The sequence below is a fragment of the Echinicola pacifica DSM 19836 genome (assembly GCF_000373245.1).
Taxonomy (GTDB): Bacteria; Bacteroidota; Bacteroidia; order Cytophagales; family Cyclobacteriaceae; genus Echinicola; species Echinicola pacifica.
In genome coordinates, this window is record NZ_KB890756.1 from 88,920 (window position 1) to 111,943 (window position 23,024).

Annotated in this window: 12 protein-coding genes; 2 read left to right on the plus strand and 10 right to left on the minus strand. The window is 41.7% G+C overall.

The features are described 5' to 3' along the window. Positions 1-10 precede the first annotated feature (10 nt). The 4 genes from B050_RS0117775 to B050_RS23815 all read right to left on the minus strand — a co-directional run bounded on the left by B050_RS0117775 (position 11) and on the right by B050_RS23815 (position 8,036). Complete coding sequence (locus B050_RS0117775; protein ID WP_026235992.1) at positions 11-3,052, minus strand: efflux RND transporter permease subunit; 3,042 nt, start codon at positions 3,050-3,052, stop codon at positions 11-13. Positions 3,053-3,054: 2 nt separating this feature from the next. Continuing rightward, positions 3,055-4,125 carry an efflux RND transporter periplasmic adaptor subunit gene (locus tag B050_RS0117780; RefSeq protein WP_018475309.1) on the minus strand — a complete coding sequence of 357 codons (1,071 nt, stop codon included), beginning with the start codon at positions 4,123-4,125 and terminating at the stop codon, positions 3,055-3,057. An 822-nt stretch (positions 4,126-4,947) separates the two neighbouring features. Then, positions 4,948-6,105: a hypothetical protein gene (locus tag B050_RS0117785; RefSeq protein ID WP_157492885.1), complete on the minus strand. Its 1,158-nt coding sequence runs from the start codon at positions 6,103-6,105 to the stop codon at positions 4,948-4,950. Between the two features lie 1,598 nt (positions 6,106-7,703). Continuing rightward, on the minus strand, positions 7,704-8,036 hold the full coding sequence (locus tag B050_RS23815) for a LytTR family transcriptional regulator DNA-binding domain-containing protein (protein ID WP_018475315.1): 333 nt from the start codon (positions 8,034-8,036) through the stop codon (positions 7,704-7,706). Between the two features lie 1,011 nt (positions 8,037-9,047). Between B050_RS23815 and B050_RS0117820 the strand changes: the two genes are divergently transcribed. Beyond that, entirely contained in the window at positions 9,048-10,961 is a 1,914-nt protein-coding gene (locus B050_RS0117820; protein ID WP_018475317.1) for a hypothetical protein, read from the plus strand. After that, positions 10,951-11,631: a hypothetical protein gene (locus tag B050_RS0117825; RefSeq protein WP_018475318.1), complete on the plus strand. Its 681-nt coding sequence runs from the start codon at positions 10,951-10,953 to the stop codon at positions 11,629-11,631. Before B050_RS0117820 ends, B050_RS0117825 begins: the two co-directional genes overlap by 11 nt. A 436-nt stretch (positions 11,632-12,067) precedes the next feature. Here the strand turns inward: B050_RS0117825 and B050_RS0117830 are convergent, their stop codons facing one another. The 6 genes from B050_RS0117830 to B050_RS0117860 all read right to left on the minus strand — a co-directional run bounded on the left by B050_RS0117830 (position 12,068) and on the right by B050_RS0117860 (position 22,971). After that, positions 12,068-13,123: a hypothetical protein gene (locus B050_RS0117830; RefSeq protein WP_157492886.1), complete on the minus strand. Its 1,056-nt coding sequence runs from the start codon at positions 13,121-13,123 to the stop codon at positions 12,068-12,070. Between the two features lie 358 nt (positions 13,124-13,481). After that, on the minus strand, positions 13,482-14,627 hold the full coding sequence (locus B050_RS0117840; protein WP_018475321.1) for a DUF4221 family protein: 1,146 nt from the start codon (positions 14,625-14,627) through the stop codon (positions 13,482-13,484). Positions 14,628-15,086: 459 nt separating this feature from the next. Continuing rightward, a complete protein-coding gene (locus tag B050_RS0117845; protein WP_018475322.1) occupies positions 15,087-15,965 on the minus strand; it encodes a hypothetical protein in 879 nt (292 codons plus the stop codon). Between the two features lie 23 nt (positions 15,966-15,988). Further along, positions 15,989-18,796 (minus strand): glycoside hydrolase family 2, encoded by a 2,808-nt coding sequence (locus B050_RS0117850; RefSeq protein WP_018475323.1) that lies wholly within the window; start codon positions 18,794-18,796, stop codon positions 15,989-15,991. 153 nt (positions 18,797-18,949) lie between these two features. Further along, entirely contained in the window at positions 18,950-21,139 is a 2,190-nt protein-coding gene (locus tag B050_RS0117855; protein ID WP_018475324.1) for an alpha-L-rhamnosidase-related protein, read from the minus strand. A gap of 245 nt (positions 21,140-21,384) precedes the next feature. Further along, positions 21,385-22,971 (minus strand): sodium:solute symporter, encoded by a 1,587-nt coding sequence (locus B050_RS0117860; RefSeq protein WP_018475325.1) that lies wholly within the window; start codon positions 22,969-22,971, stop codon positions 21,385-21,387. Positions 22,972-23,024 lie beyond the last annotated feature (53 nt).

A 23,024-nucleotide genomic window follows, 5' to 3' on the forward strand; every position in this document is an offset into this window, starting at 1 on the left:
CATGGCGTCTTTATTTTACCACCACCTTTTGGGTCAAAAACCAATAGGCTAAAGGCACAAAATACAAGGCCGTCAAGGTCCCGATCGTCAGCCCACCAATGACGCTATACACCAGAGGTCGCTGGAGGTCCGCGCCGAGGCCGGAGCTAAACACCACCGGAAGCAATGCCAAAATGGTGGTAACCGAAGTCATCAAAATGGGCTTCAAACGAACCTCCCCAGCTTCAAACATCGCCTTATTCAGGATCTGCTCCTTCGTCTGGCCTAGAGACATCTTCCCATATTTCTGTCGTAATCTATTGATGGTATCAATTTTTAGAATGGCATCATTCACCATAATTCCAAGCATGACCACCAGACCGATGGCCGCCATGACATTCAGCGAGGAGCCGGTCATCCACAGGACCATCAAGGCTCCGCCCAACCCAAGAGGCAGCGTAAAAATAACAATCAGTGGCTGAACAAAACTTTCAAATTGCGCTGCAAGGATAAAGTATAAAAGCAGTATGGCTACGCCCAGAATGCTCATCAGTTGGCGGATATTTTCCTGATCTGCGAAGTATTGCCCGGCAAAGGAACTGCTAAGGCCATGGCTTTTTGCCCAGGTTTTTAATAAATCTATCTTGCCCGTCGACTCCCTATCTGTAAACTCTACGGACTGATAAATACCAGACTTATCAGAGGTGACATACTTATAATGATCCTCATAAGAAACCTTCACAAAATTCTCCAATGCATAGGATTTATCGTCTGTCCCAACCAGCTCATTTCGCCTCAATATCTCTCTAAAATCTGCTTTATTCCCCGCAAGAAGAATAGGAGTAACCTCACTGAAATGCTTAATTTCATCTATGGAATACTGCCCAAACAGCCTCTCAATAGCGGTGGTCAGCGTACTCATTGGGACTCCATATAAACTCATTTTCTCTAAATCCACACGAAAAAGAACGGCAGATTCCTCCTGCAAACCTGGCCCCTTGGTCCATCCCTGAACAGGCAAATCGGCGAGCCAGGGCTCCAGATCCTCTGAGGGTACTGGCTTTTTGCTGTGCAGGTCTTTCCACCGCATCTCAAGCAAAGGCCTGTCAGAAGCAAACAACTGGTCAAAGGCATTGGGAGCATCCCGAATCGTAACCACCGCCGAGACGTAGCGCTGCGCCATCAATCCCTCCAGTTTCTCCATGCCATCATCCTTTTTCTCAGAATCCAGAAAATCCAAATAAAGGGTGGCTTGCTGCACGGAATTTTCCCCATCGAATAACAAAAACTGCCTCAGGCCAATATCCGCTTCGGCCTGCACATATTCCCCATCGAGCTCAGCAATCAGCAATCGAATGCGTTTTTTGTTTTCCACCACTCCTATAGGCTCATTCCAGTCCACCTCCATTACAGCATCCGTCTTCTCTATCGGGGGCAAGCCCTCTGTGGGCATCACCAGCCCAAGCCCTAAAAACAGAGGGATCAAGGCCAGCAGTACGATAAAATTCACCAGACGACGAGCCATCACTTTTCCATAGGCCCACTTATACATCTGCCTCACTTTGCTATAAAACAGACTATCTTCCTTCAGGAAATGGCTCGACTTGGAAGCAAATAACACCCTATACAATAGGGGGAGCAGGATAAAAGCCACCAGTAAGGAGACGAATAGAATCGCAGCTATAGCTACCGCCTGATCATAAAATAAGGCGCCAGAGACGCCACTCATAAATATCAAAGGAACAAATACCGCTAAAGTGGTCAGCACCGAGCTGATCAGGGCTGACATGACTTCCATCACCCCCTGGACACAGGCTTCAAATAACTCTAAACCTTCCTGTCGCTTCCTGCTGATATTATCCAAGACGATAATGGCATTATCGATCAGCATCCCCAATCCTAGGGCCAATCCACTTAGGGAGATGACATTGATGGAAATCCCTGCGGCATAAAACACCAAAAAACTAATCAAAAGGGAAGTGGGTAAGCTAATGCCAATAATCAAGGGAAGACGGTAATTGCCCATAAAGATAAATAACACGCCGAAAGCAAACATCCCCCCAAACAAGAGGCTGGACTGAAGATTATTGATCCCTGCACGCAATAGAGTGCTTTGGTCCTGGGTCATCGCAAAACTCACCTGCGGGTAATCAGTCTCAAATAATCTTACGGAGGCGGTGATCTGCTCCATAAGTTCATTCATCTTGGCGGCAGCCTGCTTATGAACGGTGACCACAAGGCCTTCATTTTGACCAAATAAGTGATAACCCAAGGCCTCGCCCATTTCGTATTCCACCCGAGCCAAGTTTCCAAGAGGAACTGCGGTAACACCGGGACCACGGACAGGCAGGGCTTTTATGTCCTCCGGTCGGTCCACACGAGTGGCCAGTCGAAGATAATATCGGTATTGGCCATCCTTTACACTGATTCCAGGAAGATCCTGATTTCCAGATTTAATGGCATTAATAATATTTTGCTCCGTCATCCCCAAGGCAGCTAATCTTTCCTTATACGGTGCGATGGTGATTACCCGCTCTTGCTTGCCATTGATGTCCACGAGGGAGATTCCTTGGATCTGTTCTATGCGTTTTCTTAGGACATTTTCGGTAAGGCGGGTGACCTCGGCATAGTCTGTCCCTTCTTTTGGGATCACCTGAATGCGCACCATTGGAATATCATTGGTATTGATCCTTATGACTTGGGGGCGTGGCAGGTCGGTGGGAAGGCTATTCGTCAGGCGATCGATCTTTTCATTGACCTCTATATAAGACAAGTTCATAGAAGTCCCGAAATCAAACTGTAATCTGATGGTGCCCACTTCACTGCCCGCCTTGCTCTCCATTTCCTCCAAGCCATTCAGCGTCAATAGGCTTTCGCGAATGGGGCGAAGCACATTCTGCTCTATGGATTCCGGGGAGGAATTGGGATAACTGACCTTCAATACGATCTGCGGTACGTCGATGGGCGGGAGTAAGGATACCGGCAGCCTGGTCAATGCTAATAGACTAAAGACCATCAAGGCCAGAAATACCATGGTCACTGCAATTGGCCGTCTTAATAAAAATCTGACCATATCTAATTATTTTCTTCTACGATCTTCACCGGGGCCTGATGTGCTAGCTGCAGGTTATTGCTAGTGATCACGTCCTCCGCATCGCTGATGCCCTCAAGGATCTCGACCTCTCGACCATTATCTTTTCCCACTTCCACATAGTTCCATTTCGCCTCACCTGCCTGAATGGTAAATACCACAGCGCGGCCGGAGCGATAGACCAATGCCTGCTTCGGCACTACCACATTATCGCTTTGGGGAGCCCGGATAACGGCTCGGGCATTCATCCCTGGCAGTAGATGCTGGGATTTGCCAAGCTTAATTCCCACCTCCACCAGACCATGTTCATCCACTTTGGGGTTAATGCTATAGACCTGACCACTGACAGGCACAGTACCTGAGGACACAGGATATACTTCCGTTTGCTGCCCCAGGGAAATAAAAGGAATATCGGATTCGAGTACTTTCACGTGGAGCTCCAGCGCATCGGTACTGAGCAGTTCACACAGCTCATCACCAGCATTGACCAGGCTACCGGCTTTTATTTTTAGATCGGCAACTTTACCAGAGATGGGGGCCTTGATGGAGGCTTTATCCAGCTCTATTTGAGCTTCTTTTACCTCGATGGCCGCGGAAAGTAGTCCACTGCTAGCCCTTAGCTGCTCATCGATCAATTTAATTTTCTCCGTATCTTCCCCTTGCAGGAGAGATGAAAAACCAAGCTTATCGCTTTCATAAGCTACCTCGGCCATCTTCAGTTGCACCAAAGCTTTCTCGTGTCTAAATCTGCTATTGGTTTGATCTAAGGAGGCTATGATGGCCCCACTAGAGACATATTGTCCCTCCTTCAGTGGCAGGTCCACTAAATAGCCGGAGGTCTCGATGATTACCATGACCTGTTGACTTGCCTCTATCTTGCCCGAGGCATTAATAAGAAAGTCAAAAGAGCGCTTCTCCGCCTTGGCGATGGTGACCGCTGTGGCTGACACCTCACCACGGATAGATTCTAAAGAAACCTCCTCCTGTCCCTCCTCCTTTTCGCCGCAGGAAATACATAATAACACCGTCAATAATCCTAAAAATAATGTTCTCATACTACTTTAAAATAATTATAACCCTTGTAATAAACTGAATAATTAATTAAAAAGAAAAGGATTGACATATTTTAACTAAGAGCTAAGGTGATCGTCATTTCATCTAACAAACCTCAGTCATTCAAATAATTAAGAATCCGACTCAACGACTGCTTAATAGTTTCTTTCTCAGTATCCAAATTAAGAACTAGCTCATTAATCGGTAATTCGAAAGCTTGGCTGATCTAGCTAATGATTGCAAATTATGAAAGTTCTGTGTTATGATGTAAATAACTTGCGACCTTTTGAAGGAAGTCGGCCATTTTTGATCAGTTCTTCGATCAGTTTGTTCCTGGTATAGGCAGCAAAACCAGTCCAGTTATTAAAGCAGATAGGAACAAAAAGAATCGGTAGATAGGTATTTCCATGAAATTTTTAAGAAAAGGGGAAAGATTCGCCTGTTGTACTTAATTATGGAAGGTATATGATTAATTGCTAGGCTCCCTCATTGTCTTGAATTGGGCAATCTTCCACCCCCATTGCAGGGGACGATTTAGGCTCGAAATCACGGAAAAAGTATATACATTGATATTTATATCCATTGGCATATCTGACCGTTGCTGCGGCGATCCAATGTCACATTAAAATCTCACTTATATCCTCCATACCTTTCCATATTTAAAGTAACAGGAATAGAGTACTTTAATCTCAATATCCATTTCATTTGCCTTTTTTATATATTCTGTTAGGTTATTTTTGTTGTATTTTGATTGAAAAATACTTCAAATTTATCGGAGGAAGGGAGAATCTACAGTTGTAGGAGAAATAATGTCAAAAGTACTTTCATAACTTAAATTTATACTTTATTAATACAGGATTTATATTTTCCTTAACATGATTATGAACTTTCACTAAAATACTATTTTTGTCCCTTTCATTCCAATTGTCTACCCAGGCAATATTTCTTTCTCCCATCCATCCATAAAGTTCATTATTTAGCGAAGTTCTGGGCCATGGTATAACATCTTGTACTGTATCTCCGCTGCTCTCTTCAATGGTATAGGATTGACGGCTCTTAGCATCGAATAGGATTAGTTTTAAGCTGCCCTTTTCTCGGAACATAAAAAACAAATAACTGTCTGTTTTTATGATATCGGAAATTCCCCAACTGAAATCAGCAATAAGCATAGGATATAAGGATCCTGGGTTCACCTCAGGATAATCTTTTTTCTTAAAAGGGGGAATTTGAAAATCAACTTTAAATGCTGGATGCATACCATCTTCCTGAATATTAAATATAGTGTCGCTTATCGCATTGACCCATAGTAATTGTCCGGTATTGGTAAAACTATTCGTAGTGGAAATAGTTACATTCGTGGAATGGGAGGAAATAGTAAACGGATCAAACTTGTTAATAATATTGACCTCCATATCAGTAACAATGAAATTATACATTAATGAGTCTGGCTGTTGATTGATTGCTCTCTTATTAGCAAAGAAAAAAAGCTTACCATCTGATTCTTTCACCTTCTCTGCCTTGAAGGGAAGCTCCTTATGAAAGGTAATGTTCAGGTCTTTATCTAGGATATAAAAATTATTTAATTTGTCCAACGCCATCAAGTGCTTGACGCCTAATGAAGAAACAAATTCTATTGGCAACTCTTGAAAATTGTTTTCAAGGTGATTTAGCGCTTTCACAAACTTTCCAGATTGGGTGAACTTTTTTATAGAATGTTCCCCTCTCGGTCCTGAGTCAATTATGAAATAGGCGGAATCAAAAAAGTAAAGGTTCTCCATATTAATTATTATGCTTTCTGAGCCACTATAGCTGAGCGGAATAAGCTCAATATCATAAGCGTTGTCGAGGAGTAATTCATTATAAGTTTTGACATCACTAATTTTGATACTATTCTCTTGAAAAGTATTCTCTTGCATATTGCTCTCTTTACAGGAAAACAAGATAGTCAAACTAAATAACACGTTGAGTAGACGTAAATTCATGATTATATTGGTTAAAAAAGGCCAGTTCAAGGAACTATTCAATGAAATGGCCCATCAGATGAAAATAATAATTTAGGGTTGGCCTCAGGCTCAGGTTCACATTTAGCAGTTCTATCTCCAGTTAACAAAAATTTAGGTTACAGCAACTATAACACCTTCATCCACAGGCAGCTGCATACCTTAGACGGTACACGGCCTAGGCCAACAACCTCAAGAGAAAATGTCTTTTCAATTTCACAAGAAACGGTACCAACTCCACCTGTCGTATTAGCATCGGCATCAAAAGGCTGAAAAACACAGATTCCAATAGCCGCCACACTCTCGGCCAATGCTACCCTTGGTAATACTCTTTTATTTTCATTTTAAAATTCATTATTGCTTAAAAGATTAAATTACAGTTTTAACCTATAAAATATACCAAAGCAATAGTGAAACTGTATCAAAATAACCCGTGAACGTAGTGTTTCAATTCGTAAGCGTAAAGAATCAGATTTAATTATAGCCAGTCCGGTAACTTTATCTAATATCATAGCAGACACAAAGCAATACTTACCAAACTGAAGCTTTGAAAATCCGCTACTAATGAGATTGTTTCACGCCTTTTCACAATGTCCGTATCATAATCATTCCTCTGGGACAATAACATGCCTCGATGTCTTACTGGGATGTATAATTGTCAATTTTATGATCTAAACCAGGTTAACACCAGGTTTAGATCAATCCTAAAGATAATTTACTATAGATTCTAAAAGGACTCAAAAACAATCTGAATCCGCTCCTTTTGACTATAATCCAGTGCATCAATATTTTTGTAAAGTTACTTAACAGGGATGTTTTCCGGCCCTGTAGGTGAGTATCACTTGGAGCCCTAAAAGGAATGAGCGTCATTGGTACTGGAATGTGCTCGTATGGTATAATCCACCCTAAAATTGAAAAGAGCTGTTTTCGAGGGTCGATAATGAGGTCTTCATAATAAACCACTTCCACCAAGTCATGTAAACTTGGATTTTCCAACCCTGGCATATTATACGATACACCAGAGAAGGATCCTATACTCCAAATCATTTTGTGATTGATTCATAATTTCCTGATGCGCCAAAAATGCGCTTGTTATTGATCCCCAACGGAATCTCTCCAAAGAAATCGGTTCCGCTTCCAAATGCCCTAAGATGGGAAAGCCAGGTGTCAATTGGGTGCCTCAATAATAGCAAAGGTCTATACTTAAACTTGATGCTTTCGCACATCCCAGGAATCAGCAAGTTGGCCCAGACAAATTTGGTCAGGCGAGCTTAAAATTTAACAACTCCTTTGGAGTATTCTATCCAATCGTCCAATCAGAATATTTCCGGAGAGATAATATAACCCTGACACAATCATTATATATTTCAACCGTATCATTCTGGGGAATTTTGGGGCGATCCCCCCAATTAAATCTGGTTGGAACTACTACTCTTTCCCCTATGTAATATAATGGTTCCCAGTTAATAATGGAACTGGGAATAAAGCTTAGAAGCTCCATTAACCAAGTGCTACCACTATGTGCCTCACCAAAAATCACCAAGCCGTCTCCTGGATAGAATTGCTTACTTCCTAAATCTTCATGTATTTGATTCAAATTCCCTTATTGCTTTCCTAACCAAATTTATTTTTCTAAAGGCCATCTGGTATGATAATAACTCATTTATTTCAATAACCCTAGTTTTAAAATTTACCAATTGTATCTTATGTATGTTAATAATTGTACTTCTATTGATCCTTACGAAATATGGGAGATGTAAATTTTCTATTTGAATTAAGGCCTTACAACAGGAAAAGCTTCTTCCACATGCTGTATGACAAACTAAAAAATAGTCCTTCACCTCCAATGAAAGGATCGCATCTATGGGGATGTTGGCACATTCCGTCTCATTTCTTAAAAAAAGATGTTTCATATTATTTAGTTCTTCGATCAGTTTGTTCCTGGTTTAGGCAGCAAAACCAGTCCAGTTATTTAAGTAGTTAGGAACACATAGCCATCGCCTCCGTATCAAAACTTTGGAAAAGACCAACACTCATAGCCGCCACACTAGCGCTATTTTAATATTTAATACTACTCTTTTCCATTAAAGAAATAAAATGATTTTGGTTAAAATAATAAATTTAAGCCAAAACCTATAAAACACACCAATACCATAGGGAAACTGCATCGGACTAACCCGTGACCGTGGTGTCTCTACGCGTAAGCGCAAATCTCTCTACTTTGGCCAAGGGATTTGTTTGTTTATCCACTCGCTCCTACACACTAGTGGCCCTATACTCATTCACTTACCTTAGTACCTTCTCTAAAAGGAGTGAAAAATATCATCGGCATAAAACGAATCCTCCTAACTGGAAGAATCAAGAATGGAAGCGCTTTTGTCATTCCTATGCCTAAATGGACGGTAAAGGAATGATTAACATAGAGGTAATGAGCTGCTTTGATATAAGAATCGGTAGATAGGTATTTCCATGAAATTTTTAAGAAAAGGGGAAAGATTCGATGTTGTACTTAAATATGGAAGGTATATGATTAATAGCTAGGCTCCCTCATTGTCTTGAATTGGGCAATCTTCCACCCCCATTGCAGGAAAAGCTTTAGGCTCGAAATCACGGAAAAAGTATATACATTGATATTTATATCCATTGGCATATCTGACCATTGCTGCGGCGATCCAAAGTCACATTAAAATCTCACTTATATCCTTCTTACCTTTCCATATTTAAAGTAACAGGAATAGAGTACTTTTAATATTTACCCTCAAAATTTTAAATCATAATCATAGATGGCCGGATAGTTCCGATAAATAATCAAAAATATAGAGCAAATAAAAAATTATTTTGACCTATTGTTAGAAAAATAATAGTAAAATTAAAAATTGTATTTAAATTCAAAATAACTATTTAAACCTTACAAACTTTTGATTATGAAAACCCTTAGAAATTATTTTATTTTGACCTTTATCTTGATCAGTGCTTGTACGATTGAGGATTCTCCGCCGCTGCTTTCCATAGAGGAGGAAGTTACAGGACAAGGAGATCCTGAAAGTCTTATGGTCTTAGGAGAAAAAAAAGGAAATCCATTTACAATTGAAAATGTAAAGTCCGCATTGAATCTCTTAGAAAAAAAGTATCAAAAAGAAAACCGTCGAATTAATTGTTCAAACTGCTCTTCATATTTGACCCCAACTCACCGTTACGTAAAATTCAGACCTCAAAATTACGACCAGCTTGCAGCATTAGACCTTACCAACTATGATTTATGGGATTACCCTCTGGATGTGGACGTGCAATTTGTAGGTGATTACTATCATGATCCAGGAGTTGGTCAAGATGGAATCACCCCCTTTTACACTTTGGTACCCTACCAATATCCTATAACTATTAATGTTCCGTATGACTTAATTTCTGAAATTTATTTATATAATGAAGATGATGGGGATATTCAAGATGCAGACCCATGGGATCCAACCTATCCTAGCTGTATAGATCCAACAGATATTAAAGCAGATTGTCCTGAAGCCAGGAAAACAATGATTAATAATACAACGGAAGCTTCAAAAAATCTAGACAAAATGGGGATTGATCGATTCGACCTTTACAATTTAATGATGGAACTGTCTGGGAATAAGGATGAAATTATCAATCCTACCGAGCAAAAAGCAAGAATTAGTTCTACCAACACAGTTGCTGGCACAATTAAAGTTAAAGATAATTCTATTAACGTAGATATACCATTACAACGTGTTTTGGTTAAAACAAGAAGATGGTTTAAACTTCGAAGAGCTTTAACAAATTTTAATGGACAATATTCCATTTCCGTTAACTATCGTAAAAAAGCAATCGTTTCGGTACACTTTACAGATGGATCCACGAAACTCAGAGGGATAAATAATGTATGGAAATTCTGGCAATTTGCAATTCCTATTAAAAAGACTTTAGGCGAATTTAGTACTTCTCAATTGCAAAACGTATCGTACACATTCCCTTATAATTCAAATGCAAACACAAATGCTGCCACTCAATGGGTAGCAGGTAACACTTGGAATACCGTCATAGATTCAAGAAACGGAAAATTAGGAATCTCTGGATGGGGTACTTCCTCACTAAATATCTGGGTTTCATCTCGAATAACTCAATCAGCATCTGCCCCTATGCTTCGATCAGTATTTAATACTTCCTTGTTATCTAGTGCAATTGATTTTTATTTATTGGGAAGTACAGGCCCAATAGCGGTCGCTGCAAAAAAAATCTTGCAAAATTTATCACCTGACATCACACTTAGATACAGCAATAGTGCAAACCTCATTATGAATGCTGCCCAGATAAAAGAATCCATTTATCATGAAATGGCACATGCAGAACATTATAGTTTAGTAGGGAACAATTATTGGATTGATTACATCTCTTATATAGTAGCTAATGGAGGGTATGGCAATAAAAATAGTAGTGGAAGCGGACGAATAGCAGTAGCAGAAGCCTGGGGTGCTTATATAGGCGGGCTTTATGGAAGCCTTCATTACAGAAGTTTTACGGGAAATAGTAATGCCCAACTTATAGCTAATAGGTTACTTGATAATTTAGAATTGCAGAAACCATCTGATGCTTCAATTTCAAGTTATTGGATACCTCGAGGTCTCTATTATGATCTCACAGATACAGGTGAACCAACAAGTACAGGTGTTATTGACAACGTCAATCTCTATACTCCCGCTATGATCTTCCAAAGTCTAAATGGTGGTGTGCTATCAGTTGGGCAGTTTAAAACTGACCTTTTGAAAAGAAACAACAATCTACAAATTACACAAGTAAACCAATTGATTCAAAGTTATGGGTACTAATGCTATAGTTAAAAAAGCTGGGCTACTAGCCCAGCTTCTTCTCGTATTAATTTTGGCTTCATTTTCATGTGAGGATGATGACACCTTGTATTTGAGTAAGGCTTTTCAATTACCAATAGATGTAATACCCCAAAAGGAGATTTTCAAAGTTGGTAATACAATCTATGTCAATATAAATTTCCCCAAAATCTTGTCTGACAAAGATAAAACCGTACAATACCTATTTGAAGATTATGATTTTGGCACTTCCGTAAGAATAGTTGAGCTCAAAGATAAAACTCAGCCACTAGCTGGACAACCGGGCTCAATTCAATCATTTAAATTTATTAATCAGGTTGGAGGAATTTATCCTTTTGGAGCAGGAGGAGGAGAATTAAAGCTTGTGTTTACAGGTGACACGTATATATATAAAGGGAAAATAATCTTGAAAAAGCCAGGGATTTATAATATTTCATTTATGTCAGACTTTTCCTCAATTGCTACAGTTGTAAAAGCCCCCTCTGGATATAAACATATAATTGCTGGAGTTGGACCAAGCTTTACTTTGGTAAATTCCGGTATTCCTCTTAATTATCATTTATTCGTAAAATATACCGCTTCCGAATTTGAAACTTCTGATGATTCAGATACACAAGCAAGAAGTTTTTTCCCATTTGTAGTTGTAGAATAACAAAAATTTTCATACCTATTAAAAACATACTTATCAAAGTGTAAAGCCCTTATAATGCGTATAATTCGCCTTCAATGGGAAAATTTAGCCTAATCCGCATAAGGCTATTCGCTCAGTGGATCCTTGATATTTACGATAGGTAGAGATCCATTATTAGATTAATGATTTTATCTATGAGCAGGGATTCTCACGATGCCATCCAAGCAACTAGCGTAAGGCTTTACCCAACTTTGGAAGTATCTTTATTCATTCTGTATCTTTTCGAAGGACATTAGGTATCCACCTACATTTCCCCTTTTATATATCCCTACATGAGATCTGCTGAACTCAATGTTATTTTCTAAAATTAAAGCGGCAATAATATTTAATATTTGCACGGTTACATTTTCTTAGCCTTGTTTTTAATAAACTAAAAGAAAACATCCTTCGCTTCTGATCACTCAAACAAATCACTAACGGGATTAATTTTAAGAATAATGGAACTGTCTCTTTCTATGCTTGAAAAATAATTTCCCTTCTTATCAAAATGTAAGAACGACTCGGATGCGACCAAGCCAATTGTACTTCCTTTATGATCAAGCTTATGAATGAATGTTTTGGAAGATTTCACCACGTCCCGGTCAAAAATGATATGTTCTAAATATATGGCATCATGGGTTACCTCAATCCCCCGAGTCAGATCATTTTTATATTTCCATATTTTCTCAAAGGAAAGTTGGGTCATTTCAAATTCGTGAACTGGCATCTTTATTCTTTCCTTAAATAATTTTGGGAGATCAAAAACGATCGAATCATAGGTGGATTTTTTTAAATCATATTTATATAGCACATTCTCACCTTTGCAGTAATAAATTACATTATTGTAAACATCAAACTCAAAAAAGCGATCGGTCAATAGTTTCCCAGGTGATACAAACAGTCTTTTAAAAGGTTTTCTTAGAGAAGTATCGTTTATATAAAACACTAAATTATAAGGATCTGTGGGATTAATGTCCGACATCACAATAGCATTTTGATCTGTAACCAAGAAATTAGACACATTAGCACCACCTGAAAAACTCAAGATCAATTCTTTCTTATTAGATGCTGAAAGATGCTTTTTAATGTACATGTTTTTATTTGTATAGGTAGAAAAAATTGTTTCGCCTCTAATCCCTATATCATGTGTGTTACCCACATAAACAAATCTATCTCCAGTTCTGACCTCCTTTATTTCATTTTTATAGGTTTCCAAAGCACTATCATACTGTGCCAACATATATACCTTTCCTATACCCAATATACCTAGATAAAACCCTTTATCAGTGTAGAAATATTTACGGTTAAAGTAATCAAAGAAAGGGGAGTAAATCTGATTTAATTGGTCAAATAAAGGTGTAACCTCTATGGAATCTTTATATTCGATAGTATGTATATGAATATCTGGAATATTAGATTCACAGGAAGCCCAAAACACCATACTACAAAAAGTCAGTAACTGAAATTTCTTCATATATAAAACCTTTATCCCTAAATTCATATATCCTCACATCTCTGAAAACAATCGTTCAAATACTTTAAACTCTCTTTTTATTACTAATTTTGCGGAAATAACAATAGACAGTTCGACTTTTCGCTTACTTATGGAGGTGATTAAAACCGTATAATCTTTTGTCACAAAAGTATTAACTGCATTAATTTTATAATCTAAACATCCACTACATCCGTCAAAATCCAACAAAACATAATTTCCAGTTTTAGGCAAGTTAAAATGATCTAAGAGGTTATATATATTAACCTCATTACTTACCTCGTTTCTATTTGTACATCCTAATAACAAAAGAAATATAAACCCACATAGCCAAATAGACTTAGAAATTGATAATATCATACTTCAATGTATCTTCGGAGACATACTCATTGTAATAATTATTTTTGGGAATGAATAAGCCCCTTTCGCCCACAAATGCGCCATAGATATTGTATGTTTTACCTAGAAAATCGTATTCGTCAATAAGGTTAAAATTTTCATCAAACACCATAATGGAGAATTCATTTTTATCCTCACTTGACATATTTAAATCACTCTCATAATTGAATCCTGACCTTCCTCTCATTACAAATCTGTAATAACGATTTCTTATGTGATCCTCTATAATTCTGGAATAAGATGTATTACTTATATAATACTCTAAGTACTTTTCCACTGGGAATCTTTCTATAACAGGAGATAGTCCTGAAAAATAGCGGCTTCCCGCATTGGTCTTATTTATCAAATTGTATGTACTATCGTATATCAATAATTCATTTAGAACAGGCCACGAGTAAACCCACTTATTGCTTTTTGTCAAAACTCTATAATTCACAGCGTGAAGAGTTATATATGAATTGTTTACGTATTCTGATGGATAGGTCATTTTTTCATTAAAATATACGGAGTCCACTTCCATATCGAATACAATATCTGTGTATGTTTTTGACTCAGAATACTTAAGAAATGTGGTGTTCCTCAAGGTCAAATGAGCAAGAAACAATTTCCCATTTCTATAATAATTTGGACGTGATGGATTAGAAGAATGATTTATTAAATTTGGAAATTCAACATCGACAGGAAGTGCTGGATTATATCTATGTCGAACATTTCCATTTGAATCTATCAAAACTGTTCCTCGAAGAGTATAAGCCGGGATAAGCAAAATAGAGTCCGGGTTAATTACGTAAAAGTAATTTTTAGATAAGCCAGAATATCTCACATCCTTAACAAGGTTGACTCTTTTTCTGATTTTTCCTTTTTCAATATCATAAATATCAATTGTCTTATTGTGCTTATTTAAGACATACAGGTATTCATCATTGCCATCCCTCACAATTTGAAACAATTCAAAATCGAATGTCGCCAAGCTATCAATGATTAAATTGTAACTCTCGATTTTATAATTGCTATTATAATCTTCCGTTTCGGAAAGACCACAAGAAGAACCTAAAATCAAAACTATCCATACTGATATAAGTCTCATACTAGTTAATTAATTACCAATAGTGTCTCCAGCCTTCCTGACACAACTTAACCTATGGATCCAATCAAAAGGAAGACGATGAATATAAAAATCCCTCTACCATCTCTCAACCTTAGCATTTTCTTGCCTACTATTTTTAATAAACTTAAATCATATGATTCCAAAAGCCAGCACCAATCATCTCATTACAAAAAGATAAACTATTCAGAGCTAAGGGCATGACCCTCACTTTTGGGGAAGTTTCTGCGAAAGAATGGTCATTATAATTAATTTAAGGTTAATAAAAAATAAAACCCTATAATTACATTGAACTATACTCATTTAAAATATCAATGCCATTATTAATCAATTATAACCATCAAAATTTACCTAAAACAAGCTTAAGCAACTAGTATAAAAAAATAGGAATAGACTTTCTCTAGTAGAGTAAAGTAGGTTAGCAAAACCATATAGGTTAGGCTAGTCAAAAGGGCTGGACACCACTTCCTCCCAACATTCCTCGGCCAGCTGCTTATAGCGTAAGGCTTGCTGCCAGCGATCGCCTTCTTCCTGGGCATCGCCATCGGCATTCTTAAAGGTCCTGGCATAGAAGATATCAGCCTGGAGAAGCTCTACCGCAAAACAGATAAAGTCGCCAGGCCCCGCAGATTGCAAAAATCCTCGAAAAGACCGCTTCCACATTTCTTTAAAATGATCCACGTAACTGAGCGCTTCTCCTGTACCAATATCCACCTGGATGCATCCGGGATTCCCTATCCTCCCATGCATATAGCGTACCCGCTCAAAAACCGGCTGGATAAATTCCCATTTGCTCTCGATACCTCCATACACCATCTCCTGGCCCGTGTACCAATGCGAAAAATCTCCATTGAAACGAAGCTCAGGAAAACGCTTCACCAGTTCCACCGTTCGCCACATGTCCTGGGTGATGGTAGCTCGATGGGTTTCGATATACAGGGGAAAGTCATATTTCACTGAGCTATTTAGGATATAATCCACCAAATGCCCCACTTCCAAATCTGACTCCAGTCCCCATCCCACATGCAAGGTGGCGCAGTCATACCCCTGATCGACCCACTTTGGCAGGAGAAGGTCCAGCTCCCCCACGGCATTCATCCTAGCATGCGCAGATAAGCCCAGCGCCAAATCCCTGCATCTATTGGGCTCTCCATCCTGAATCCCCCCAAATCCTGCCTGCTTTATCTCCTTATGCTTGGACGCATCATCAGCCTCAGGACCTGTACTAAATGGGGGAAGATCATTGCAGCCACCATAATTCATATCTACGCGCAGATAGGGCTTGCGCTGGCTGCCGTCATTAGTGTTTCTGATCATCATTAGTTTTGTTTTATTCTATAAAATTACCTGGCCTTAAACGTAAAATATACTCGCCCCTTAGAGGTGCCCGAAACCTGCTTTGGCAGCGAAGAAGGCCCCACCAGGTCGGTTGCATTCACCTTATTCCTCACCCCGGGGATCACCTCAAAAATCGCCAATCCGGTATCTGGCAAAGTATATAATAATGCATCTCTACCATCCCGAGGGCTATATACCCCGAGGTAAGTAGATGGATTTTCATTGGCCATAAGTATCTCCCCTTCCTCCGTCTGGAAGGCCGCCCAATGCCAATTATGGAAGTAGCCTTTGAACTCTGGATAGGTGAATGACTCACCCGGTATGGGGTCATTATAGTCATTTCCCCAGACGTCCAGCCTGGTCCCGTGAATTCGGTTTTGCCATACTCGGTAAGGGCCTTCTCCCAGCCATCGTATCGATTTTACTTTCTCTTCCGGATAGTCAAACGATACGCCCATCAGCTCCACCGACCCATTATATTCATAGGTATAATCAAGCTGCACCAATCCTCCAGGCATAATGGTCCACAGCACCTCTTGCATAGGCCCAAAATACTTAGCTTTCACCTGTACGCTGTTTTCCTCCTTGCTGAGCGCAATAGAAATTAAATGTTGACTTAGGGGGATTTCCTTATACACCCTATCCATACCTTTCTCAAATTGCGGGTCCACCGTCCCATCCAAGGTCCTATCCCCTCGGCGTGCGGCAATGAAGCGCGGTCCACCGCCAAAGGAAATGACATTTCCCGCTTCGGTAAGCTGATCAATATGCCCCGTTTCCTTGCTGAAAGTCACACTCAGAGAGCCTGACTCCACGGATATGCTGGTCTCTGTCTCGCTAGCCTTGACGGCTCCCTTTCCTGCCTGAAGGTAATTCAACTCCTTGTCCCAGGTATAATGCCAGGTCCATAGCTCCTGCCCATTGGGGTCCCTAGTGGTCAAATAAAGCACATCGGCTTTCCTCCAGTTGGAGGGTAGGTCAAGGTGCAGCTCACCGGATTGGTGCGGAGCAATTGGCGGCCCTGCAATGCTGGCGGTACTGATGACTTTGTGACCACTCTTACCTTCTTGAGGACCATAAAACTCTGCTAGGCTCCATTCGAAAGTACATTCATCTAAATGGGTAAAGTCATATCGGTTTTCGACCTTAAAATTGCCCTCAAAATCATTGGGAATCTTATCCTCCTCCATCACCATCACCGGAGACCAGACCTCCTTGATGGTATAGAAGCTGCCTTCTTTTTCGTGATGTGGCCCGACTATTCCATCTGCACCATAGTTCCCTTGATTATCTATCCTCCCGTCCTGATCGGTACGGGCGATACCCTCATCTGCAAATACCCATAGGAAGCCGCCGCCACTGCGAGGGTGCTCACGCATCATCTCCCAGTAATCGTATAAGCCTGCTCCATGGCCGCCATCATACAGTCCATGTAAAAATTCCGTGGGCATAAAAATATAATCCCCTCTAAAATACTCCTGCGTTTCGCCATAAGAGCGATAATGCATGGTCTCCACGCCATTGAGAAGCTGCTGGGGATGCAATACCGGCCGGTCTTGCGGATCCCATTTGGCAAACTCAGTATCGAGTTCACTATTCCAGCCACCTTCGTTGCCATTATCCCAGAATATCACACTGGGGTGATTCACATCCCTGGTCACCAGAGATTGCACCAGCTTCCTTCCCACCGCCTCATCATAATGCCCATGCCATCCTCCTAGCTCATGCAATACATACAATCCCAGCTCGTCACACGCTTCCAGAAACTCAGGGTCTGAGGGATAATGAGATAGCCTTACCGCATTCATATTCATTTCTTTTATCAATTTTGCGGCAGCATAGTTTAAGTCCCTATTTAAAGTACGCCCGGATTCTGGCCAGAAGCTATGCTTATTTACCCCTTTCATCAGGACCCGCTGCCCATTGATATAAATCCCATCGCTGGCTCTCAGCTCAATAGTCCTGAAGCCAAATCGCTCCTCCACCTCGTGGATCAGCTGCTCCTCTTGGTACAGGCCAAATCTCACCTGATACAGGTCAGGCGTCTCCGCCGTCCACTGGGCTATATCCTCATAAGTCGCCTCCAGCACCACCTTATCCCCACCGGGAACTACTGATGCTGACAGTTCTTTGCTTATGATTTCTCCCGCCGCATTGGTTATTTCGGCCATCACCCGAAGATCCGCAGATGCCGCATTTCCTAGAAATACCTCCGCCCGAAAATCGCCATTTGCCTGCGCATCGATCGCGGTCCTTGTGATATGCTTTGGCGGCAAGGCTTCCAGAAATACAGGTCTAAAAATCCCCCCAAAATTCCAGTAATCTGCTCTCCGCTCCGCGAGATTCACGCTGGCATTGCTGGACTCCTTGCTTACCGTAACCTCTAATAGATTCTCCTCACCATATTTCAATAAATCAGTAAGATCATACCTAAACCGATAAAAAGCCCCCTGATGAAGATCCCCCGCAGAGCGGCCGTTCACACGCACTTCGGTGTCCGTCATCGAGCCATCAAAGACAATATAAACCCGCTTCTGCTCCCAATCTCGGGGCACCGAAAAGGAGTATTTGTACTTCCCTACCTCGTCGGCAATGCCCTCCGGAAAGGGCTTCCCATAAAATCTTATCCCATACTGATACTTCCCATACCCCTCCTGCTCCCATACCGAGGGCACATTGATGGTTCCCCATTCTCCACTATTCCTCCCGCCACTCACCATAAACTCCCATTCCTTGGTGTCCTGATAGCCTGTCCCTGACAGGTACTGGATTTCCGTCTCCTGGGCATGGAGCTGCTGAATACTCAATAGCATTATCAAACCTATTATAGATCTTAGTATATCGTTCGAATGAATCATTATTGATAAGGTTGTGATGTATGATGATTAATGATGGTTTTTCTTTGGCAGGGCCAAACAACTTCCCTCGCCTTCTGTATCCATCGGATAAGCCTTCCAGCGTCTCTTTTACAGTATGGCTTTATAGTGAACGGTATATTCCACTCCGGGAGAAATCGACAATTCGTATACGCCTTCCCCTAGGTCTTTGATCGATCCTGTGTTGGTTTTGGGCTTGGATTTACTGTGGAATATCAGCAGGCCCTGACCCTGATCGGCAGACAACCTGATTTCTTTCCTGGAGCAATACACCGCAATCTCCCCTTCAGGACTGGGCACCTTCCCTTCCATCCATTCCAACCCTCCCAGATTGGGGCGTACCTCGTATTGGCCATAGCCCTCCGACAGGGGCTTCACGCCGAGGTAGTACTTACCAAATAAGTAGATCGGACTGGCACCCCAGGCGTGGCAAAGACTTTTGCCATAGGGCCGGCCATACATGGCGAGATGCTCCTCTCCTGACTCCTCTGGATCATATTTCTCCCAAAATGAGGTAGCGCCAAGATCAAGCATCCCTCCCCAATAATCTCTTATCTCCTCCAGGACAAACTCCTGCTCACCCAAGGCACATAAAGCTTCCAACTCATAAAATCGCATATATGGAGTGGTGATTTTCTGTACATTATCATTCAGCAACACGGATTGCTTCACCGCTTGCTTTTGTTCCTCAGAAAAATAATCGAAGAAGATCCCAAACATATTGGCATAGCGGGTGACCTGGTCCAGCACCTGCCCATCCACTCGCTGATGCATCATGGCCTGCCGATCCGCTGACCAAAACACCTCAAAAAGCTTTTCCTTCATTTCTTCCGCCAAGGCCCCATATCGCTGTCTGCCTTGCTCATCTCCTGCGATCTCTGCGCTGACAGCCATGGCCTCCAGGCTTCTGGCAAATAACATCTGCTCAAAACTCACTTCTCCCTGCTTGCTCAAGCCGTCTGCCCAATCGATAAATATCCAATCACCAGGAAGGCCTTCCATCATGCCATTTTCATTGCGCCGATCGAGGCAGAATTCCATCATGCTCACCATTCGGGGATAAAAATTCCTGATAAACTCCTTATCGCCTGAGTATAAATAATAATCATATATGCCCACAAACCAATAAAAGGAATAATCCATAATGGTATTCATATGGCTGGAAATGGGGTCTTTGCCCCGAAGGGCTAATAAGGTCCTGCGCACCGAGGCATTGTCAAAAAATAAATAATAATTCATCAAATAACTCTGATAGGCATCGCCAGACCAGATCCAACGATCTCTTTTGATCCCATCGAGAAAGAACTCACGGGTATTCAAATGCATGGTATAGGCAGAAACCTCCCAAATTTCATTGAGCAAATCATCGGAGCTATTCCACTCCCCACGATAGTCCAGCGGAAGGTATTCGTAATGCATCGATACCGAATCGTAGCTGATCGCTCCCTCGGATTGCAGCTGCACATAGCGGAAGGCCTTGGAGCTCTCCACCATATAGGCCTCCTCCTGGCTGCCATCAAAACGTAAATAATCCAGTGTCTCACAATAGACACTGTCCAAGGCTTCCTCCTCCGATTCTCCATAATAAAGGTTGATTTTCCCCTTTCCTCGCAAGCCGTGAAATTGTATATATCCAAAAGTCTCCCTCCCAAAATCCACCAACTCTCCCTGACCTATCGCTCTCCTATCAGTCGCATAGTGCGGGCTCGTGGCCAATCGGAACTGTGAAGGAAGGTCCTGCGGACTGTCAAAATCCCAGGAGCCCACCACCTCCCAATTGGTGCCGGACTGATCGGAGGCCTTTCCAGTCTCATCGATCCATTCCTTATCCTCATAGGTCACCTGCCAGGAGGAATCGGTCACCAGCTGCGAGCCCTGAATATACACCGAGGGTACTTGCTCCTGATTATACACCTTGATCACCAGGCTGTGATTTCCCGCAGGAATTTTCACCGTTTTAGGATTGCCATGCAGCTGCTTTCCATCCAGCTGAAGCTTATATTGCCCCTCAGTGAAAATCTGCAGCTCCTCCTCTTTCTCCAAAGAAAAGTCCTTCCTGAAAGTCACCATTGCATAGGGACTATAATACCGCCATAATGGTGGCAGGAAGGCACCTCGCTCCGTCCTGCGGGCCTGCATCTTATTGCTAAGCCATATCTCATAATCTCCAGGATACCATATCCAGGTGGCTGTGGGAGCTTTTTCCTGTGCCTGCACCTTCAAAGCAGCAAAACACATCATAAAAAGTAAAATAAGAAGGGTATATTTTCGGGTTTCCATTGCGCTAATTGGTTTATTCTCTTAAAACTGCAAGGATTATGACAAACCTTTATCCTGTACATTCCTGCTTCGGCTTGGGTGAAATAATGAGTAATGCTGTGCCCCTGGTCCCATCTGCTAAGCAGAGGTTTATGAAAGCTGAATCTGTGCCCTATCCATGCACGTCTGACCAAGGATCGCCCTGATTCACGGGGCACCTTCCCACCATTAAAACACCCTTTTTCAATTATTAATAAAGCATCCTGCTAATGCCCATTAAACAGCAAATACATCCCCACCATCACGGTGATCAAAGCAATCCAAAGCCACTTGACCTTATTTGGTAATTTGGGGATAGTCCCAAAATCCAGGGTACTTATATACAAGTTCTTTCTATTACGATCGATATAGCTAATCACCACAATCAAGGCGGCTAAGAACACGAAAATATAGAATGAAAGCAGCAGGAAATGTGGCCAAAAGGTATATTCCGCATTCGGAAAAACCCACAAATAGCCCACTCCAATCGTCAGGCTCAACAGGGTCCCAAAGAGCAGAATACTATTGGCTGCCTTCGTGGTGGTCTTCTTCCATAATACACCAAAGAGAAACACCACAGACATCGGTGGGGCTATAAATCCTAAAATAGACTGGAAGACATCGAAGAGATTTAGCCCCTGGATGCTATCGATGGCCAGAGTAATAAATACCGCTATAATAGCCCCCAGTATTGTCACCACCCTGCCCATGCGGATGATCTGTTGCTGGCTGGCCGCAGGTCTATATTTCTTTACATATATATCCATCGTAAATACCGTGCTCAGGGCATTCAGGGCGGAGTCAATTGTACTGACCAATGCAGCAATCAATACAGCCATCACCAGCCCCGTCATTCCCACCGGAAAAAGCGAGGTGACCATAGTCATATAAGCCTCATCCGGATCCTCCAAATCAGGGAAAAGCACAAAACACATGATCCCTGGCAGAATAAATAAGGCTACATCCAAAATCTTCAGCCAGCCGGTAAAGTTGGCGCCTAACTGACCCTCCTTGAGATTCCTGGCACCCAAGACAGACTGCACCATGGACTGATCAGTACACCAAAACCACACCCCCATCACCGGATATCCCAGCGCAATCGCCACCCAGGGGTAATTAGGGTCCTCTGCCGGTAGAAGCAGGTTCCAATATTCCGGAGGAGTCTGTGCAATCAGCTCGCCAACTCCTCCCACCTGATACAGACCCGTCAGGGTAAGGGCCAAGGATACCACTATCAATAAAACCATTTGAAACACATTGGTATAGGCAATGGCTTTCAGGCCTCCGGCAATGGTAAAAAAAGAGGCTATTGCCAGAAGCAATATCACCGATATCCAAAGCGGCAAGTCAAGCATCTGACGCACCAGTATCCCCCCTGCAAATAATGTCAAGGATAGCCAGCTGATCAGCACCGTCACAATGGTGTACCAAGCCAGGATATTCTGCGTGGAATCCCCAAAACGCTTCCCCATAAATTCGGGCAAGGTCTGCACCCTGGCCCCCAGATACCGCGGGGCAAAGACCACCGCTAGCAGGAAAATGAATATAAATGCATACCAGGCAAAATTCCCCGCCACGATCCCTGTGGTATAACCTATGCTCGCTGAGGCGATCAGCATAGAAGGCCCCACATTGGTCCCCCACATCGTAAATCCTATGCTCGGCCAGCGCAGTGACTTGCCCGCCAAAAACAGGTTTTCACCGCTGGCGGGCTGCTTGCGGAAGCTCACCCAATAGCCAATAGCGATTAGCGTCACCAGGTATATTCCCACCACCGCAAAGTCCAGTGGCTGTAGTATTTCGTGTATTTCCATAGGTATTTTGGGGAATCAATTCATTCGAAAATTTAATGCTGAGCATCATATGC